Consider the following 16,601-nt stretch of genomic DNA (forward strand, 5'->3'; position numbering starts at 1 on the left):
CCATTCTTTCGTCACCTGATCGGCTCAGCAGGATCTAGAGTGTGCGCGTGACCGAGCAGAATCCCGAACTCATCGCCGGCCGGTACCAGCTGGTCGAACGCATTGGCCAAGGCGGCATGGGCCGGGTCTGGCGTGGCATCGACCAGCAGCTCTTCGGGCGAGAGGTCGCCGTCAAGGAGATCCTCTTCCCGCAGGGCATGGACGACGGCGACCGCGCGGCGCTGCTCCGGCGGTTCACCGGCGAGGCCCGCGCGGCGGTCACTATCAGCCACCCCGGGATCATCACCATCCATGACGTCGTCGAGCACCGCGGCGCCCCCGTCATCGTGATGGAGCTGATCCGCGGGCAGTCCCTCGCCGCCGCCATCCGCAGCCAGGGACGGCTGCCCGTGCGGCGCGTGGCCGAGATCGGCGCCGCCGTGCTCGACGCCCTGGCCGAAGCGCACCGGGCGGGGATCGTCCACCGGGACATCAAGCCGGACAACGTCCTCCTCACCAAGGACCGCGTCGTCCTCACCGACTTCGGCATCGCCCACCTCACGGACGCCACGACCAGGCTGAGCCACACCGGCATCGTCATCGGCACGCCGCAGTACATGCCTCCGGAGCAACTGGAAGGCAAGCGTCCGACCCCGGCCAACGACCTCTGGGCGCTCGGCGCCACCCTCTACCACGCCGTCGAGGGGTGCCCGCCGTTCGATGTGGAGGGGATCCACGCCCTAGCCGTGGCCGTGTTCACCCGCCCGCACCGGCCGCCCGTGCACTCCGGCCCGCTGGCGCCCGTACTGGACGCGCTCCTCACCAAGGACCCGGCGCAGCGCATCGGCGCGGCGGAAGCCGCCGAGATGCTCGCCACGGTGCTGGCGTCCTCCGAGACAGGCACCGACGCATCCCCCGGCCACGAGCCGGGCCGCGAGCCCGACGCCCTGGACACACCCGCACCCGAATCCGCACCCACGCCTTCGCCCGCCCCCGATCCGAGGTCGACACCCGCACGGGACGCCCCGGCGGAGCGGACCCGAACGCTCCTGGACCCGGGGTCCGGCGCCGACGCCGTGGCCAACGAGAGTCCCGTCCCGGACCGGCCGACCGGTCCGCCCACGCCCCCGGCCGAAGACCCGAGGGGGCACGACGAGCGGACGGCGACCCCCCAGCGGACGAAGCAGGCCCTCACCAGGCGCTCCGTCATCCTGGGCACGGCACTGGCCACGCTCGCCACCGGCTCCGTCCTGACCTGGACCCTCACCCGTGACAGTGACCGATCCGGCGGCCGGGCGGCCGGCAGCGGCTCCGAAGCCTCCGACGTCACCGTCGTGATCGGGGTGGACGCGCCCCTCAGCGGCGGACTGTCCGCCATGGGCGCCGGCATCAAGAACTCCGCCGACCTCGCGGCCAGGACCGCCAACGAGAGCGAACACGTCCCCGGCGTCAATTTCGAGATCAAGGCGCTGGACGACGCGGCCGACCCCGCCAAGGGCGCGCCCAACGCCGCCCAGTTCGTCTCCGACGAGCGCCTGCTGGGCGTCGTCGGCCCCCTCAACTCCGGTGTCGCCCGGACCCTGGTGGCACCCCTCGCGCAAGCGGGCGTGGTCAATGTGTCGCCCGGCAACACCGACCCCGTCCTGACCCTGGGCCCCGACTGGGCCGCAGGCACCAAGTCCCGTCCGCACTCCACCTACTTCCGTACCATCGCCACGGACGTCGACCAGGGGCCGTTCGCCGCCCGGTACCTGCACGGCCGGCTGAAGAAGACCAAGCTCTACGTGGTCGACGACGCGAGCGCCCACGGCACCACGCTCACCTCCCGTTTCACGGCCGAGTTCACCGAGCTCGGCGGCACCGTCGTCGGCACCGAGCAGGTCGATCCCGCGGAGCGCGCCTTCGCCGGCCTCGCCGAGAGGGTGCGGTCCTCGGGTGCCGACGCCGTCTACTTCGGCGGCTACTACGACACCGCGGCGCCGCTCTCCCAGCAGCTCAAGCAGGCGGGGGTGACCGCCCCCGTCATGGGCGGCGACGGCATCTTCGACCAGCAGTACCTCACGGCGAATCCGAAGGCCGAGGGCGACCTCGCGACCAACATCGGCGTCCCCGCCCAGGAGTCGGCGGTCGGGCAGGACTTCCTCGACCGGTACCAGAAGGCCGGGTACCCGGAGACGGCCGGCTGGTACGGCCCCTACGCGTACGACGCGACCTGGGCGCTGATCGAGGCGGTGAAGGCGGTCGTGACGGCCAACGACGGGACCCTCCCGTCCGACGCCCGGGCGGCCATGCCGCAGGCCGTGGCGCGGCTGGCCTTCGACGGCGTCACGGGCCGCGTCGCCTTCGACGCGGACGGCGACACACTCAACCGCACCCTGACGGTGTACAGCGTCAGGGGCGGCACCTGGGTGAGCGCGACGAGCGGCCCCGCTCCGCGCTGACGCTGCCGGCCGGGGGACCGGGGGACCGGGGGATCGGCCCACTGCTCTACCTGGCGTACGCAGTCGGCCGGCCCCGCCACTTCGACGACCGGCCACCGCACCTCTGGACGGGCTTCACGCCACCGTCGTGCTGTCCGGGGTACCCCGAGGCCTGATCCGATCTCTTAGGGTGACGAATCATAGCTATGCGTGTGCGCCGGGGGTGGGCGCGGAATATTCGCTTCCGAAACGGAGGCCGGGGCGGACGTCGCGACGGTCTCATCATTCGGCGAGCCGCCTGAACGCCTGCGGGGCGTTGTCACATGACTCGACGCCGCGGGGCCGGCCCGCATCCACGGAAGGAATCGCATGAGGAAGCACGCTTGGGCTGCACGGGGTATCGCAGCCGCGGGGGCCCTGCTCCTCGGGGCGCTCACGGCCCCGTCCGCGCTCGCGGTCGACGACCCCACGCCCAAGGACACCCAGGCTCAGGCCGCGGACACGAAGCGGTGTTCGGTGCCGCGTGACGTGAGCTCCACCGTCGTCGACTACTCCGGCGCCGGCGGCCTGTTCGAAACCGTGTTCCGCGCCGCGACCGACCGGAAGGGACACGCCTTCCTCAACGACAGCCGCAACCCCGGCGTGTGGATCAACCTGGGGCTCCTGGCGGGCGCCCCGCAGTGCGTGGCGGGCACCGCCGTGTCGGTCACCGAGGAGGACCCCGGCCACCTCTACATCACGCTGCTGGCCAGCAACGGCGTGCTCCGCCAGGCCGTCTGCAGCACCGCGTCGGGGACCCCCTTCACGCCGGCGAACCTTCCGGCCGCGTGCGGCGCCGGCTTCGCTCCCCTGCCCGACACCCCCGTCCTCTGACGGTCGGACTTCCGCCGCGGCCGGTCGCAGCAGTCGACCGGCCGCGGCGCCGGCTCCCCATCGGCGAACGCGTCGTGCCTGGTGGGCCGGTGTGTCCAAGGTCCATGAGCGAACACGTGATCTTCGTTTCGCGGCTTTCGGTGCGTGCGGGTTTCCCGTACGGTCGCTGAGTCAGATCCGCTCGTGTTCCAGGAGACAGCGTGCAGGCGCCCCAGGTGACAGTCAGGGCCGAGGCCGACGGCGTGCGGGTGGTCGTCTGTTCCGGCGAGTTCGACCTGGACACCACGGGACTGCTGGTGGAGGCCTGTGACGTCAGGCCGGTGCCGGCCGGCCTCCTGGTCGTCGATGTGAGGCAGGTCGCGTTCGGCGACTCCAGCTTCCTCAACGCCCTGATCCGGCTGCGCAACACCCGCTCCCTGGCCCTCCGGGGCCCGCTCCCGAAACAGCTGTACAGAATGATGGAGATGACGGGCGCACTGCCCCTGTTCGACATCCGAGACACCACCGAACAGGCCGGATGACCCCCTGTGTGGCGCGGGGCCGGCATCTCTTGCCGCAGGTGGGGAAGCCGAAGGGTATGAGGCCCCGATCCACCAAGTCGAATCCGCCGCCCGGGACGAGTTGCGCGCAGGCGAGGGAGAGCGCCCGCCGTGTCCTGGCCGAGCAGGACGCGCCCCCGCCCCTGGTCGCCGACGTGCTGACGGTGGTGAGCGAGCTCGTCTCCAACGCCGTGCGGCACGCAGGAGGGGTCACGGGCTTCCAGGTCACCGCCCGGGCCGACCAGGTCGTCGTCGAGGTGTCCGACCGCTCCGCCCTCCTGCCCCACCTCAGAAGGCACTCTCCGCACACGCCCGGCGGCTTCGGATGGAGGGTGGTCAAGACCCTCGCGCCCAGCACCTTCGTCCGCTCCCACCGCAGCGGCAAGACCGTCATCGCGGCCCTCCCCACCCGCACCGGCCGCCCTCCCGCCCCGTGACCGCGGCGTGCATGTGAAGTCGGCTCCGGACGTATTCTGAGGCTGCGCTGCTCGTGCGTGCCGCGCCCGCCGCGCGAGAGGACGTCCGTCGCCATGCCACATCAACCGCACGCGGGACCGTGCGCGGCGCATGCGGCCAATCTGCACTGGGGAATCGGGAGCGTTGGGGATCCGCCGGTGAGCCCGGCGCCGGGCATGTCGGGGTCGAGTAGCGCGACGGTGGGGTGGTGGGCGAGAGCGGCGGGTAGGACGGCGTCCCCGCGGGCCACTTCGCCCACGACCTCCACGTCAGGTTCCAGGCCCAGCAGCGCGGCCGGGGCACCCTCGGATCGTGTGCATGTCCTCGGCCGGCAGAATGCGGATCCCTGTCCGCCCTCCCCGAGGATCGCGACCGCCGATCGCGGAAGCGCCCGGCCCGCCGGAGTTTGCGCAGGGGCCGCGACACAGCCTCGCGGCGCCGCATCGGGCGTTCGCAGCCACCTCGAACGGCCCTGGATCCGCGCGATCCCTTCCGGGCACCGCCTATACGAACTCGCTCTTGTGGAAGACGCTCGCGTGGCGGGCACCCGACGTGTTCGAGTGGAAGCCGAAGGCGAGCCGCGGCCCGCCCGGAGACTGCCAGATTGCCATGCCCTGCGGTTCGCGGCCTGGCAGGGACTGGCCGGCCGTCGTCGCGAAGCGGTCCACCACTGTGGAGTTGCCGACGTCGTTCAGATCGACCGTGGTGATGTACGAGGGGTTTCCCACGGGGCCTTCCAGCAGGTAGGCGTACCGGCCGTAGGCGGCGAAGCCCTGGAAGGGGTTGGCCCTGCCCCAGTCACCGCGGGCCGGCAGGGCCCTCTCGACCAGCCGGTACGCGCTGGTGAGCCGCCCGGCGCGGGCATCGTCCATCGTGAAGGCGACGATGCGGCGCTGGTCGGTTCCGACGTTGTAGCGCACGAGCAGACGGTCCGTGGACGGGTCGATCACGGGCTGCGGGTTGATCATCGTATCGCCGATCGAGGGCGTGCGGTCCTGGACCGAGGGGTCGTCCTGCTCCAGAACGGCCCCGTTGACGAACGGGAACCGGCCGATCCGCGTACCGAATCCGTTGGAGCTCGTCTTCCACTCGGTCCACAGGTGGACCTGCCCGCCGTACGGCTCCACCGCGATCGATACGCCGTGGCCGAAGCCGTGGAGGGCCATGGACCCCAGTTGGTTGCCCGCCGTGTCGGTCCGGGTGACCCACAGGTCGCCGTTCGTGCTCCCGGTCTTCGTCTGCAGGAAGTACGCGTGCTGGTGAACGCTGTCGTATCCGAACGACTGCATCACCCAGTTGGCGTGGAGCGGCTTCTTCCATATCGGATTGCCGCCCGCCCCGTCGAGCTTGAACCGTGGCGAGTCGGGCACCGCCGCGCTCGCGCGGGAAGCCGTGAAGAGGGGGAGCGCGGCACCGCCCACCACGGCGGCGGCGACGCCGCCACCCGTCTTGAGGAACCCGCGTCGGCTGGTGGCGTGCTTCGCTGCACCGTCGGTACTCATGAATGAATCCCCCTCGTCCAACCCAGTCGTACGAGGTCGCATGACTGGCAGACCGGCAACAATGTTGCACAGAAGTGCAGTTGTGCAACATCAATCCTTCCCGTGCGGACGTTGATGGCCGGATTCCCTGCTCGCCCATCCGGCGGGCGGCGGGCATACCGCCGCAGCCGGCAAGGTCGCGCCGACTGGGCAGTCCTGACCGCTCTGCCTACCCGGTGACCGCACCGGGGCTCGGGGGAAGCTCAAGGTCCGTCGTCTCGCGCGAAGGGGTTGGGATGCTGCCCGGTGCCCAGCCGAGAACCTCCTCGAATTGCCGGGCCACGAAGGGAAGGGGGGCGCCTCCGTCATCACTCTCATGCATCCTGATGGTCGCCCGGCTCAACTGAGTGCGATATGCAAGTTCTTGCTCAAGCAGCTCAAGACGACCCGCGCGGTCGCCGCCGAGCTCGGCGTCAGCCAGCGGTCCGTCGAGCGCTACCGCAAGGGCGACCGCAAGACCCCGCCCCGGCGCGTCGCCGACCGCATCGACGACGCCGTCCGCGCCCGCTGGCAGCCCGTGGTCCGCGGCCGCCGCCGCAAGGAGGCCGCCACCAGCAGCGGCATCACCGTCGAGACCCGCGCCCGCTTCGGCTACACCGCACCCGTCGGCACCACTGACGACGGCCGGGTGCGCCGCCTCACCGTCCACCTCCCCGCCGCCTACGCCCAGCGCCTCTTCGACGCCCGCGCCCGCGGCGCCGACGACCGCGACCTGCGCGCCATCGTCGCCGAAGGCCTCCAGGAGATCTACTTCAAGGACGGCGGCGCCCGCGCCGACCAGCTCCGCGTCGAGTTCACCGACATCGACTACTTCGACGTCTCCTTCTGACCCCCGCCGCCGGGCGCATTGCCGGCCGGCATCTGTGGTCGTCCGTGTGAGGCCTGGTCGGCCTCTGCGGCTCGGAGAAGCGGCGTTGTCACAGGGCTCTGCCAGGGTGTGCGCCGTGGACGAACTGGTGGAGCGTGTCGATGATCAAGATCGTTTGCTGGGGATGGTGGTCAGCCGCCGACGGGCCATCCGGGAGGGGTGGCTGCACCGGGTCGCCGTGACGGTGTGTCGTGATGACCGTGGACGGATCCTCGTCCACCGACGGTCGGAGCAGGTATCGCGCTTCCCCGGGTTCTACGAGGTCGAGATCGGTGGCGCCGCCAATGTCGGCGAGTCCTATGAACAGGCCGCCACGCGGGAGCTGGCCGAAGAGCTGGGCATTCGTGCGACTCCGCGCCTGCTGTTCACGTTCCTCAACCGTCGTGGCTTGAGCCCTCACTGGCTCGGCGTACACGAAGCCGTGGTGTCGGAGGACGCCATGGTCCCCGATCCCGACGAGGTCGCCTGGCACGGCTGGCTGACCGAGCCGGAGCTGCGGTCGGCCCTGCTGGAGTGGTGCTTCACCCCCGACAGCAACGAAGCCTTCACCCGGTATCTGGCGTTCCGAACCCCGCAGTCCTGACCTTGTCCATGACGGTGCTGAAGGGCACGCTCGAAGGCTGCGTGCTCGAAATCCTCGGCCGCGAGGCGACCTACGGATACGCCGTCACCCGGCAGTTGAGCGAACTCGGCTTCACCGACGTCGTCGAGGGGACGGTCTACACGATCCTCCTCCGTCTGGAGCGCAACGGGCTCGTGCAGATGACGAAGCGCCCGTCCGGGGTGGGCCCGCCCCGCAAGTTCTACGCACTCAACGACGCGGGGCGCCAGGGACTCGGGAAGTTCTGGGTGAAGTGGGAGTACCTCTCATCGCGCATCAACCAGCTCAGGGAAGGCGGGAGATGAACCTCTGGGAGAGCATGACCGGCAGTGACCTTTCACGCCTGTGGAAGGCGTTCGAAGCCCGGGCCGCGGCATTGCCGGCCGACCACCGGGCGGCATGGGACCAGATCGTCGCCCACCTCTTTCCCTATGCGGACTTCACCGGCCGCAACCTGATGCCGATCTTCGACGGCGCCCTCGGGCTGCTCGAAGAGACAGCAGCGGAGGGGCGGAGCGCTCAAGCGACCGGTGGCGCGAACAGTTGAACTGCAACGTCGCCGGGAAACTGGCCCGGCTGGGAGGCTGACGTGGGCATCCGCGACATCATCGAAGGCAAGAAGCAGTGGCGCGCCCACACCGCCCGGGTCAAGGCGCTCCCACCCGACTACCGGATCGTCTACGGAGAGGTGCAGAAGTACTTCTTCAAGGTCGGTCCGGTCGACCTGGCCGACGGGAGCCTGCTGCCCGGCATGGTCGACTTCTTCGAGGAGGGCGCGGCGGCCGGCAAGGGGGTCCTGGAACTCATCGGCACCGACGTCGCCGCCTTCGCGGACGGCCTCGTCCAGGGCACGCCCACCTACGCGGACGTCTACCAGGAGGCCCTCGGCCGGACCCCCGGCCCAGCCGGGCGGTAGGTCCGCCAGGCGAACGGCGCCGTCGCGGTGGGCGAGTTCGATCGACATTGCCGCAACGACGGGCGCCGTTGCGTGAATCCGGGGGATCCTGCTCGTGTGACCACGGTCCGGGGTCCTGGCAGAGCCCTACGTCGAAGCGTGCTTTCCCGGCCTCGGCATGGAGGGGGGGGACGGCGTCCACGTCGGGCGAGAGCGGGACCCCCGTTGCGATTCTTGGCGACGTTCTCCTGGATTCCCCCGGCGGGGGCAGGGGGCGCGGTTCACCTCGGGGCCTGGCCGCCGGATTTCTCGGTGTTTCTGCGGGCGTAGGTTCCGGGCGTGCGTCCGAAGTGGCGGCGGAAGGCGAGGATGAAGCCGTTGGTGCTGGTGAACCCGACCTGGGTGGACACGGTCTGTACGGCCTGGCCCTGGTCCAGGAGGTCGAGGGCGTGGTTGAGGCGCAGTCGGGTGCGCCATTCGGAGAAGGGCATCCCGGTCTCCGCCTGGAAGGCCCGGCGGAGCGTGGTGGTACTGGTGTAGACGTCGGCGGCGTACTCGGAGGCGGTGCGCGGGTCACTGGGTGTGCGTGCCAGTGCCTCCGCCACCGCGAGGCTTGCCGGGGACGTGGGCATGGGCAGCGGGAGTGCGTCGGCGTGCGTGGCCGACAGCGTGGTGAAGACGTCGGGATCGGCGGGATGCGGCTGAGGGCTGCGCACCCGGCTCAGCAGCAACGCTTTCTGCCCATGGGTGACGCTGATGGGGTGGGCCGGTGGTAGGGGAGGTCGAACCGGTCGGCGTCGAACGCCTCCGTTACGACCACGGCGTCCCAGGAGCAGCGGCTGCTGTGTGGGACGCCGGCGGGGATCCACAGGCCCGAGGTGAGCTCCACCGACCAGGAGGCCTCGAGTGCCGACACCTCTACGCGCCCGAGGGGCGCGTAGAGGAACTGGTGATAGGTGTGCAGGTGCGGCGGGTGGCCGCTCTCGGTGACAACACACCCTTCAGTGGTCAGGGCCGGCGGTGCCGGGCGGAGCTGCGGCCGTCTGTGTGCGAGCGTGTCTGCGGCCATGGTCCGTTCCTTTCTGAAGGGTGGGTTTCTCCGCCCACCCCGTTTTGGTGAGGTATGCCTACCTAACTCCCCTCGGTGGTTGATTGACCCAGAGGTAACTTGTCCACACGCGGCCGATCGGTTGACGAGGCACGAATCAGCCCTGTGGGGAGTGGAGATGCCGGGTGTCGCCGAGGCTGACGACTTGGCGGTTGTGGAAGAAGTCGTCCTCCCGCAGCGTGGTGATGCTGCCGGAGGGCGCCCGGAAACTGACATGGCCGGCCGACTCGATCGGCATCCTGATCCATGCCGCCACCACGCATGTCAGTGAACCGCCGTGCGTCACGATGATCTGGTGTTCGCGAGGACTCCGCAGGATCTCGTCCATGGCCGCATAGATACGTCGTGCCCACACCGCCTTGGTCTCGGCCCCCGGCACACCCTCGTCGTGGTCCATCCGCTCCCCGACGGGCGGCGGCGGGATGAAGCGCTCGTCGAGCCACGCCTGCGGCCTTCCTTCTGCCTCTCCGTAGGACTTCTCCCGCAGCCGGCGATCCAGGACCGGCTCCACGCCGAACAGTTCGGCCACCTCATCCGCTGTCCGCCGGGTGCGCTGCAGATCCGAGGAGAACAGCTCCACCACGGCACCGTCCGGGATCAGGGCCCGCAGCGCCCGGGCGACGGAGACCGCCGCAAGCACACCGGCGGGCGTCAGCTGCGAGTCGTGCCACCCGCCGACGACTCCCTCCACGTGATGCGTCGCCTCGGGATGCGTGACGACGTACAGACTGCGCATGTGTGCCCTCCTGCAAGTGGCGTCCTGCCTGATGGCAGACGGCAACCATGGAAGACGCCGTGCAGCGCTATCAAGCGAGTTCCGCCGCCGGCACTCGGTGCCGGTTCAGAAAGGCGCGGACCTGCCGGCCGCCGTGACGCCGGGCACCGAGTGCCCGTCGGCAACGAGGCGGCCCGTTTTCCGGGTCGGGGCGGCGGGAAGGAGGGGAACCCGCAGTACCAGCACAGCCCATCCGAGGTGCCCACGCGCTCGGAGCTGGAGCGGTTCTTCTTCCTCGACGATGACGACCGCGACCTGATCGCTCCGCGTCGTACGGACGGCGTGCATCGCCTGGGCATGGCCTTGCAGATCTGTACGGTCCGCTACATCGGCCGGTTCCTGGGTGAGGACCCGCTCGCGGTGCCGTGGGAGGCCGTGCGCGGTCGCCGGTGCCCGGCAGGTCCTTGGCGAGCCGGGCTGCGAGTGCGCTCACCGGGCATCGGCCGGGTGAGGACGCCGAGTGTGAGCAGAGCGAGCGCCGGCAGCACGGCGACGATGATTGCCATCGGCAAGGCGTCGGTGGCGCCACCCGCGCCGGCCAGCGGAGCAAGTGCCCCGCCGATCATGAACTGGCTGAAGCCGAGCAGAGCGGCGGCCGATCCGGCGTGTCCGCCGTGGTCGGCCAGGGCCTGGGCCGCGGCGTTCGGCATGACGAGGCCCACGCTGGAGACCAGGACGAACAGGCCGATCAGGAGCGCGGGCAGGGGTGCCCGTGTCAGCACCGCGGCCAGGACCGTGGTGCCACCGGCTGTCGCGCCCAGCAGACCGGCGAGCAGCAGCACGCGGGCGCCGGCCCGGGCCACCAGCCGGCCGCTGATCTGGGCGGCCGCAATGAGTCCGGCGGCGTTGACGGCGAACACGGCGCTGTACTGCTGCGGTGACAGGCCGTGGATTTCCTGCAGGACGAACGGCGAGCCGGAGATGTAGGCGAACATCGCCGCGAAGACCAGGCCGTTGGCCAGGACGTACCCGGTGAAGGCCCGGTCGCCGAGCAGCTGCCCGACGACAGCCGGCAGCGGCTGGCGTGACGCGGAGGACCGGGTCTCCGGCAGTCCTGCGGCGGAGGCCGCCAGCATCACGGCGCCGAGTACGGCCAGGCCCACGAAGATCCCCGGCCAGGCCGTGAAGCGCAGTAGCTGGCCGCCGAGGACCGGCGCGAACACCGGCGCCAGGCCGGTGATCAAGGTAAGTGTGGAGAAGAGACGTGCGGTGCGGGTTCCGGAGGTGCGGTCGCGGACCATGGCGTTGGCGATGACGATGCCGAACGCCCCGCCGATGCCCTGGACCAGGCGTAGGCCGACGAGGGTCCGGACGTCGGGCGCCACCGCGCAGAGCGCGCTGGCGATCGTGTAGAGGGCGAGGCCCGCCAGCAACGGACGCCGCCGGCCGTAGGTGTCGCTCAGCGGCCCGGCGATCAGCTGCCCGATGGCCAGCCCGGCCAGGCAGGCGGTGATGGTGAGCTGGGTGGCCGCGGCGCCGGCGCGCAGGTCGCCGGCGAGGTCCGGCAGCCCGGGCAGGTAGCCGTCGATGGACAGTGGCCCCAGGGCCACGAGCGCTGAGAGCAGGACGATGAATCGGGTTTGCCGGCCGGCGGCGTCGTTGCTCATGGCTCAGTACGCCACGGTGATGCGGCGGCGGATCGCGGTGCCGCTCTCGATCGTGTCGGCCAAGGCGATCGCGTAGTCGGCGTACGAGATGCGGCTGTTGCCGTCGTCGTCGGTGAGAAGGGTGTCCCCGGCGCTGCGGTAGGCCCCGGTCCGCTCGCCCACTCCGATGACTGCGGCGGGCGACACGTACGTCCAGTCGAGGTCGTGCACGCCGCGGTAGAGGTCGAGCGCTTCGGACTGGGCCTCGGCGTTGGCCTTCCACAGCGCGGGGAAGTCCGGGTCGTCCATGACCCGGGCGCCGGTCGGCGTGCGTAGGCTACCGGCACCGCCGATGGTGACCAGGCGGGTGACACCGGCTCGGCGGAGTCCGTCGATCAGCGCACGGGCGGCACCGACGATCGTGGCGCGGTCGCTTTCTTGGCCGATCCGGGGGCCGACGGCCGACAGTACGGCGTCGTGGGAGGCGGCGAGGCCGGCGACCGCGGCGGCGTCGGTGACGTCACCGGTGGTCAGGGTCAGGGCCTTGTGCCCCAGTCCGTCGATGTGGCCGGCTCGGGTGACCGCGGTGACGGTGTGGCCGCGACGCAGCAGTTCCTCGGTGGCGGGCCGGCCGATGTTGCCGCTGGCACCGAACAGGACGATCTTCATGTGTTGCTCCTTGTTTCTGATGGTCACAGGACGGGCTGGCCGTCGGCGATGATGGCCGCGGTGATGCCGCGCTCGTCGGCGGCGTGCTGGAAGCGCTGCTCGATGTCGGGTTGCTCGGTGTAGAACGGCGGGTTGTGGAACAGGCCGTAGTGCATGGCGCAGACGGTGCCGGCGCCGAGTGCGACGGCGGCCTCGACGCCCTGCTCGGGGGTCATGGTCGCCGGGACGTTGGCCGCGTAGCCCTCGAAGTGGGCGATGACGCCGTTGACCGGGACGAACGCGACGTCGAACGGGCCGTGGTCGCGGGCGATCTGCCACCAGCTGCCGTGCCACTGGGTGTCGCCGCAGTGGATGACCCGCCGGCCGCCGCCTTCGACGACCCAGGCGACCTGGTCACAGTCGTTGCCGCGCCAGTCCAGCGAGGTCACCGGGGTGACGGTCAGCTCTCCGATGCGGCGTGACCGGCCCAGGTCCTGGGCGACGGGGGTGATGCCCACCTCGTGCAGCGCCGCCGCGCTCGGGGTGTGGCAGCCGATCGTGCCGGTGGCCGCGATCCGGGCGATCAGGTCGTGGTCGTAGTGGTCGGGGTGCAGGTGGGTGATGAGGGCGTGGGTGCCGGGCGGGGCGTCGACCGGGTCGACCGGCCGGTGCGGAGGCCCCATCACCGGCGCCAGCGGAGCGACGTTCTCGAGCGGGTCGATCAGCAGGCGGGTGTCGCCGAGACGGATCTCGACGCCGGCCCAGGCCAGCCGACGCACGGAAAGGGTGGGAGTCATGGGCAGCGACGCTAGACCGACGTTGTTGAGAAAGTCAACAAGAGAGTTTTGAATCTCAACACCACGATGTAGGGTGGTGGCATGCGCACTTACGGGCAGTACTGCGGCATCGCGAAAACACTGGACACCATCGGCGACCGATGGACCCTGTTGATCGTTCGCGAACTGCTCGCCCTGGGTCCTTGCCGGCACACCGACCTGCGCAACGGGCTGCCCGGGATCGCCAGCAACCTGCTGGTCGACCGGCTCCGCGGGCTCGAGGAAGCCGGCCTGATCCACCGCGAGGCCGCCCCGCCGCCGGTGGCCACCGCCCTGTTCTCCCTCACCGAGCGTGGCCGCGAGCTGGAGCCGGTGCTGCAGGAACTGAGCCGGTGGGGCGTGCCGCTGTTGCGTGAGCCGGGCGGCAACGACACCTTCCGCACCCACTGGCTGGACATGCCCGCCCGGGCACTGACCGACCACCGCCCCGACCAGCCGGCAATCGCCCTGCAACTGCACGCCGACGGCAACGAAGACCTGGTCATCGAAGTCAAGGACGGCTCGGTGCACACACACGCCGGCCGGGTCGACCACCCCACCGCGTCACTGACCGGACCGCCGCACCTGCTGGCCGCCACCCTGCTCGGCGACCTCGATCTGAGCGCCGCAGAACAGCAAGGCCTGCGGCTCAGCGGCGAACGCGAGGCAGTACTGCGCATCCTGCCCCGCTGATCGAACGGCCGCTCGCGGCCTGCGACCTCAAGCTCCACCGAGTCTGCGCCGGTCTCAAGAACGGTCGTTTCCGGGAGTACTGAAGGTGGTCCGGCCGCTGCCGGAGCGAGCGGGGTTCTCCAGGTCCTTCAGCACAGCCTGGTCGTCCACCGCATTGAGCACGCCCACGAGGCGGATGTTGTCCTGCGAGGGCAGCGACCGGGACGGCTTGTCCGGGTCGATACCGCACCACGACGTGGATTCAAGCTGCTTGAACGACGGGAACCGTGAGGTGATCCGGTCGAGCTCGTGCCGTACCTTGCACGTGCCGCACCCCCTCACTCCCACCCGCCGTACAGGACGACACCCGTCACCACGGTCAGCAGCGCCGCCGCGACATGCTCCACACCCTGCTGCGGCGCCGCTCGGGCGGCGAGTCCGTCGAGGAAGCCCCTCCGTGGCCGGCATCTACCGGGCGCTCGCCGAACACTCCAGCGCGAAACGTACCCCGAGGCCGTCGCACAGCCCACACCAACTTCGCCACCCTCCAGACCCGAGACGTTCCCCGGCCCCGTCCGGACGCCGCAGCGCTCAGCTCGTGACCGTGATCGTTCTCGCCGGGATTCCTGTACGCCAACTACTCACACCCGCCCACCCCGTGACACTGCTCATCAGCAGCGTCATCCAGGGGCCCGCGAAGCCCAGCGGCTTGATCGATCCGAAGGCGGTGGCCACCACCTTCGCCTCCACTTTCGCCCTTGGCCCGTCGGCCATCAGGCCACCGAACCCACCTGTACCGGGGGTTCAGAAACAGACTCTTGAGCTTGTTCTTTAACCTCTTCGGCGCTCAGCAGTCGGTCCCGATCAGAGCTTCAGCGGCCCGTAGGTACCGTTCTCGAAGGTGAAGACGGTCGGCTCGGTGTCGTACTCCTCGCGGAAGTATCCGCCGTAGCCGGGTTCCTCGATGTGGGGTGCGAGCAGGTCGAGGATGGTGACGAGCTCGCCCATCTCGTCGTCGAGCCAGTAGTTGCGGCTGAACAGGCCCCACGCGTAGAGCTCGCGACCAGCTGCGAAACCGCGGGACTGACGCCGCAGGGACGCGAAGTCTCCTCCGGACAGGTGGCTGTCTGGGTTTGCGGCAAGGACTGGGTATGTGTGCTCGTTCGGGTCGAGCCCATTCGGGCGCTCAGCGGTCAGGCCGAGGTGCCATCGCAGGGTGTTCAGGACCGTGTGGGGGGTGTCGTCCTGGAGAAAGCACGTGAAGACGACTTCGAAGTGGAGGCTCACAGGGCTGCATTTTGCCCGGCCCAGCCGACAGGCTCGGAACCGCTGCCTTGCGGTCTGGGGCGATCAGCGTTCGGCCAGGGTCTCCGGGCGTCGGACGGTCTTCCCCACGTCGTAGCGGGTGGTGGGTCGCCGGTTCTTCGAGCCGAGCGGCCTGCCGGGGCCGGGCCGGGTGGGTTTGGGCGCCCGGGCCGGGCAGGGCAGGTGCGGGCCGAGGTTTCTGAACCCCCGGCGGACCCGGGCCGGGGTGAGCCTGTTTGGTTTCACCGGGCTCTCCCAAGGGCGACGGATGTCCTCGGCGAGCGGCCGGGCGAGACGGAGCTGGGTATGCGCGACGATGATCAGCCAGGTCCACCGGTCCGCGGCTTGCGGGGTACGGAGCTTGGGCCGTGTCCAGCCGAGGGTCTGCTTGATCATCCGGAACGTGTGCTCCAAGTCGAAGCGCCGCAGGAACGCCTGCCAGCGCAGATCGACGTCGGCGCCGGTCATGCCGGTTGCGGAGGACCACAGCCACAGCGGCAGCGGGTTTCCGCCGCCGGGTAGGCGGTCGACCTCCAGGCGGAGCAACGTGCCTTCGATGAGGGGGAGGGAACCGTCATGGTCGATCCACGCGGAGCGGGTGGTGAGCCGGGGGTGGAGACGGTCCCAGGCCATCGCTTGCGCGGTGCCGTAGCGGTCGGTGACCTGCACGGTCGCCGCGTCGGGCTCGCCCCAGGTCTCAGGCTTGGCGAAGCGGAACTCCTTGCCGTGCTTCGGATACCGCCCGCCCCGGGGATAGGCCTCGGCGTACTCCTTGAGCGAGGGTGTGGGCCGACGTATGACGCGGTCCGAGCGCATCCGCCCCAGGACCTCGACGGGAAGCCCGTCGAGGAGGTAGGCCATGCGTGGGGCGTCGTAGCCAGCGTCGAAGACGACCAGGATGTCCGGATCACCCTTGCGCCAGCGTCCGCCGGCGATGAGGTCTCGACCACGCGGCGGACCTGGACTGCGGTGGTCTCGGCGACGTCGTCCGCGGGGCCGAGCCGCACGGCGTCCAGCAGCTGGCACCAGGAGGTGCGGCCCGATTCGAGGGCGGCGACGAACGAGTACGGCCATCCGGGGATCATCAGGTGCTGGTCCCGACCCCGGCCGTAGGTGTGGCAGAACAGCCTGTCCGGGCTGCACTCGGCGTCTGGCCGCGGCCAGTTGGTCACGTCCACGGCCAGGACGAGCCGGTCATCGGCCGCCCTCGGCTGGGGCAGCGCGGCCAGCCTCCGCCGCAGCCCGTCGATGTCGATGCAGCCGTGGTTGAGAGCGTCGTACAGCGCGCCGTGCCCACGGCGGTGCTCGGCCAGCAGCGTCAGGTCCACCGGCGAGGTCACTGGCCCGTCCGCGCATAGCAGCGCGTCCACAAGCTCGACCAATTCGTCACGTCGCATGGTCAGGCAAACGAAGAAGTCCTCCCGGAAGTGTGACGCTTCAGCGAACGGCTCCCACAGGACATCGTGGTGCAGCAGACTCATTCCCCCACGCCTTCGTCTGATTTCAGATGCGTCCTTGGT

The 16,601-nt window shown here is 70.3% G+C and carries 17 protein-coding genes and 4 pseudogenes; 11 read left to right on the top strand and 10 right to left on the bottom strand.

What is annotated here, in order from left to right:
• Positions 1-47 precede the first annotated feature (47 nt).
• The 4 genes from E6U81_RS41985 (at position 48) to E6U81_RS30145 (ending at position 4,248) form a co-directional block, all read left to right on the top strand.
• Positions 48-2,420, top strand: coding sequence for a bifunctional serine/threonine-protein kinase/ABC transporter substrate-binding protein (locus E6U81_RS41985; protein WP_136233193.1), 2,373 nt, complete (start codon positions 48-50; stop codon positions 2,418-2,420).
• A gap of 348 nt (positions 2,421-2,768) precedes the next feature.
• On the top strand, positions 2,769-3,272 hold the full coding sequence (locus tag E6U81_RS30135) for a hypothetical protein (protein WP_136233194.1): 504 nt from the start codon (positions 2,769-2,771) through the stop codon (positions 3,270-3,272).
• A gap of 215 nt (positions 3,273-3,487) precedes the next feature.
• The gene (locus E6U81_RS30140) at positions 3,488-3,793 is read left to right on the top strand and encodes an STAS domain-containing protein (RefSeq protein WP_168714774.1); all 306 of its coding nucleotides are present in this window, start codon (positions 3,488-3,490) and stop codon (positions 3,791-3,793) included.
• 56 nt (positions 3,794-3,849) lie between these two features.
• The gene (locus tag E6U81_RS30145) at positions 3,850-4,248 is read left to right on the top strand and encodes an ATP-binding protein (RefSeq protein WP_168714775.1); all 399 of its coding nucleotides are present in this window, start codon (positions 3,850-3,852) and stop codon (positions 4,246-4,248) included.
• Between the two features lie 522 nt (positions 4,249-4,770).
• On the opposite strand, the gene E6U81_RS30150 is transcribed toward E6U81_RS30145, so the two are convergent.
• Positions 4,771-5,769, bottom strand: a complete 999-nt coding sequence (locus E6U81_RS30150) for a hypothetical protein (RefSeq protein ID WP_240804098.1) — start codon at positions 5,767-5,769, stop codon at positions 4,771-4,773.
• Positions 5,770-6,169: 400 nt separating this feature from the next.
• Between E6U81_RS30150 and E6U81_RS30160 the strand changes: the two are divergent.
• The 5 genes and pseudogenes from E6U81_RS30160 to E6U81_RS30180 all read left to right on the top strand — a co-directional run.
• A pseudogene (locus tag E6U81_RS30160) lies at positions 6,170-6,637 on the top strand (XRE family transcriptional regulator); the annotation flags it as partial.
• Between the two features lie 115 nt (positions 6,638-6,752).
• Positions 6,753-7,259: an NUDIX domain-containing protein gene (locus tag E6U81_RS30165; RefSeq protein ID WP_240804099.1), complete on the top strand. Its 507-nt coding sequence runs from the start codon at positions 6,753-6,755 to the stop codon at positions 7,257-7,259.
• Positions 7,260-7,267: 8 nt separating this feature from the next.
• The gene (locus E6U81_RS30170) at positions 7,268-7,582 is read left to right on the top strand and encodes a PadR family transcriptional regulator (RefSeq protein WP_136233197.1); all 315 of its coding nucleotides are present in this window, start codon (positions 7,268-7,270) and stop codon (positions 7,580-7,582) included.
• Positions 7,579-7,865, top strand: a pseudogene (locus tag E6U81_RS30175) (DUF1048 domain-containing protein). Before E6U81_RS30170 ends, E6U81_RS30175 begins: the two are co-directional and overlap by 4 nt.
• Position 7,866: 1 nt before the next feature.
• Positions 7,867-8,193 (top strand): DUF1048 domain-containing protein, encoded by a 327-nt coding sequence (locus E6U81_RS30180; protein ID WP_136233198.1) that lies wholly within the window; start codon positions 7,867-7,869, stop codon positions 8,191-8,193.
• Between the two features lie 260 nt (positions 8,194-8,453).
• Here the strand turns inward: E6U81_RS30180 and E6U81_RS30185 are convergent, their stop codons facing one another.
• From E6U81_RS30185 to E6U81_RS30195, 3 genes are all read right to left on the bottom strand, one after another.
• Positions 8,454-8,888 (bottom strand): AraC family transcriptional regulator, encoded by a 435-nt coding sequence (locus tag E6U81_RS30185; protein ID WP_136233199.1) that lies wholly within the window; start codon positions 8,886-8,888, stop codon positions 8,454-8,456.
• 5 nt (positions 8,889-8,893) lie between these two features.
• A complete protein-coding gene (locus tag E6U81_RS30190) occupies positions 8,894-9,241 on the bottom strand; it encodes a hypothetical protein (RefSeq protein WP_136233200.1) in 348 nt (115 codons plus the stop codon).
• A gap of 136 nt (positions 9,242-9,377) precedes the next feature.
• A complete protein-coding gene (locus E6U81_RS30195; RefSeq protein WP_136233201.1) occupies positions 9,378-10,016 on the bottom strand; it encodes a histidine phosphatase family protein in 639 nt (212 codons plus the stop codon).
• Positions 10,017-10,253: 237 nt separating this feature from the next.
• Between E6U81_RS30195 and E6U81_RS30200 the strand changes: the two are divergent.
• Positions 10,254-10,421, top strand: a pseudogene (locus tag E6U81_RS30200) (DUF4158 domain-containing protein); the annotation flags it as partial.
• On the opposite strand, the gene E6U81_RS30205 reads toward E6U81_RS30200, so the two are convergent.
• From E6U81_RS30205 to E6U81_RS30215, 3 genes are read right to left on the bottom strand one after another with little or no spacing between them, the layout of a single operon-like run.
• Positions 10,379-11,662 (bottom strand): multidrug effflux MFS transporter, encoded by a 1,284-nt coding sequence (locus E6U81_RS30205; RefSeq protein WP_136233202.1) that lies wholly within the window; start codon positions 11,660-11,662, stop codon positions 10,379-10,381. The pseudogene E6U81_RS30200 and the gene E6U81_RS30205 sit on opposite strands and share 43 nt — an antisense overlap.
• 3 nt (positions 11,663-11,665) lie before the next feature.
• A complete protein-coding gene (locus E6U81_RS30210; protein ID WP_136233203.1) occupies positions 11,666-12,310 on the bottom strand; it encodes an NAD(P)H-binding protein in 645 nt (214 codons plus the stop codon).
• Between the two features lie 23 nt (positions 12,311-12,333).
• Positions 12,334-13,086: an MBL fold metallo-hydrolase gene (locus E6U81_RS30215; RefSeq protein WP_136233204.1), complete on the bottom strand. Its 753-nt coding sequence runs from the start codon at positions 13,084-13,086 to the stop codon at positions 12,334-12,336.
• 81 nt (positions 13,087-13,167) lie between these two features.
• On the opposite strand from E6U81_RS30215, the gene E6U81_RS30220 reads away from it, so the two are divergent.
• A complete protein-coding gene (locus tag E6U81_RS30220) occupies positions 13,168-13,797 on the top strand; it encodes a helix-turn-helix domain-containing protein (protein ID WP_136233205.1) in 630 nt (209 codons plus the stop codon).
• A 54-nt stretch (positions 13,798-13,851) separates the two neighbouring features.
• Here the strand turns inward: E6U81_RS30220 and E6U81_RS30225 are convergent, their stop codons facing one another.
• The 3 genes and pseudogenes from E6U81_RS30225 to E6U81_RS30240 all read right to left on the bottom strand — a co-directional run bounded on the left by E6U81_RS30225 (position 13,852) and on the right by E6U81_RS30240 (position 16,562).
• Complete coding sequence (locus tag E6U81_RS30225) at positions 13,852-14,124, bottom strand: hypothetical protein (RefSeq protein WP_136233206.1); 273 nt, start codon at positions 14,122-14,124, stop codon at positions 13,852-13,854.
• Between the two features lie 516 nt (positions 14,125-14,640).
• The gene (locus tag E6U81_RS30235) at positions 14,641-15,063 is read right to left on the bottom strand and encodes a hypothetical protein (RefSeq protein WP_136233207.1); all 423 of its coding nucleotides are present in this window, start codon (positions 15,061-15,063) and stop codon (positions 14,641-14,643) included.
• A gap of 63 nt (positions 15,064-15,126) precedes the next feature.
• Positions 15,127-16,562, bottom strand: a pseudogene (locus tag E6U81_RS30240) (NF041680 family putative transposase).
• Positions 16,563-16,601 lie beyond the last annotated feature (39 nt).

Source organism: Streptomyces sp. A0592 (genome assembly GCF_004795115.1).
GTDB lineage: Bacteria > Actinomycetota > Actinomycetes > Streptomycetales > Streptomycetaceae > Streptomyces > Streptomyces erythrochromogenes.

What these genes read in the sequence shown, in the direction of transcription:
- E6U81_RS30135 (WP_136233194.1), top strand. Translation starts at nt 2,769, where the DNA reads ATGAGGAAGCACGCTTGGGCTGCACGGGGTATCGCAGCCGCGGGGGCC.
- E6U81_RS30145 (WP_168714775.1), top strand. Translation starts at nt 3,850, where the DNA reads ATGAGGCCCCGATCCACCAAGTCGAATCCGCCGCCCGGGACGAGTTGC.
- E6U81_RS30150 (WP_240804098.1), bottom strand. Translation starts at nt 5,769, where the DNA reads ATGAGTACCGACGGTGCAGCGAAGCACGCCACCAGCCGACGCGGGTTC.
- E6U81_RS30170 (WP_136233197.1), top strand. Translation starts at nt 7,268, where the DNA reads ATGACGGTGCTGAAGGGCACGCTCGAAGGCTGCGTGCTCGAAATCCTC.
- E6U81_RS30190 (WP_136233200.1), bottom strand. Translation starts at nt 9,241, where the DNA reads ATGGCCGCAGACACGCTCGCACACAGACGGCCGCAGCTCCGCCCGGCA.
- E6U81_RS30195 (WP_136233201.1), bottom strand. Translation starts at nt 10,016, where the DNA reads ATGCGCAGTCTGTACGTCGTCACGCATCCCGAGGCGACGCATCACGTG.
- E6U81_RS30205 (WP_136233202.1), bottom strand. Translation starts at nt 11,662, where the DNA reads ATGAGCAACGACGCCGCCGGCCGGCAAACCCGATTCATCGTCCTGCTC.
- E6U81_RS30210 (WP_136233203.1), bottom strand. Translation starts at nt 12,310, where the DNA reads ATGAAGATCGTCCTGTTCGGTGCCAGCGGCAACATCGGCCGGCCCGCC.
- E6U81_RS30215 (WP_136233204.1), bottom strand. Translation starts at nt 13,086, where the DNA reads ATGACTCCCACCCTTTCCGTGCGTCGGCTGGCCTGGGCCGGCGTCGAG.
- E6U81_RS30220 (WP_136233205.1), top strand. Translation starts at nt 13,168, where the DNA reads ATGCGCACTTACGGGCAGTACTGCGGCATCGCGAAAACACTGGACACC.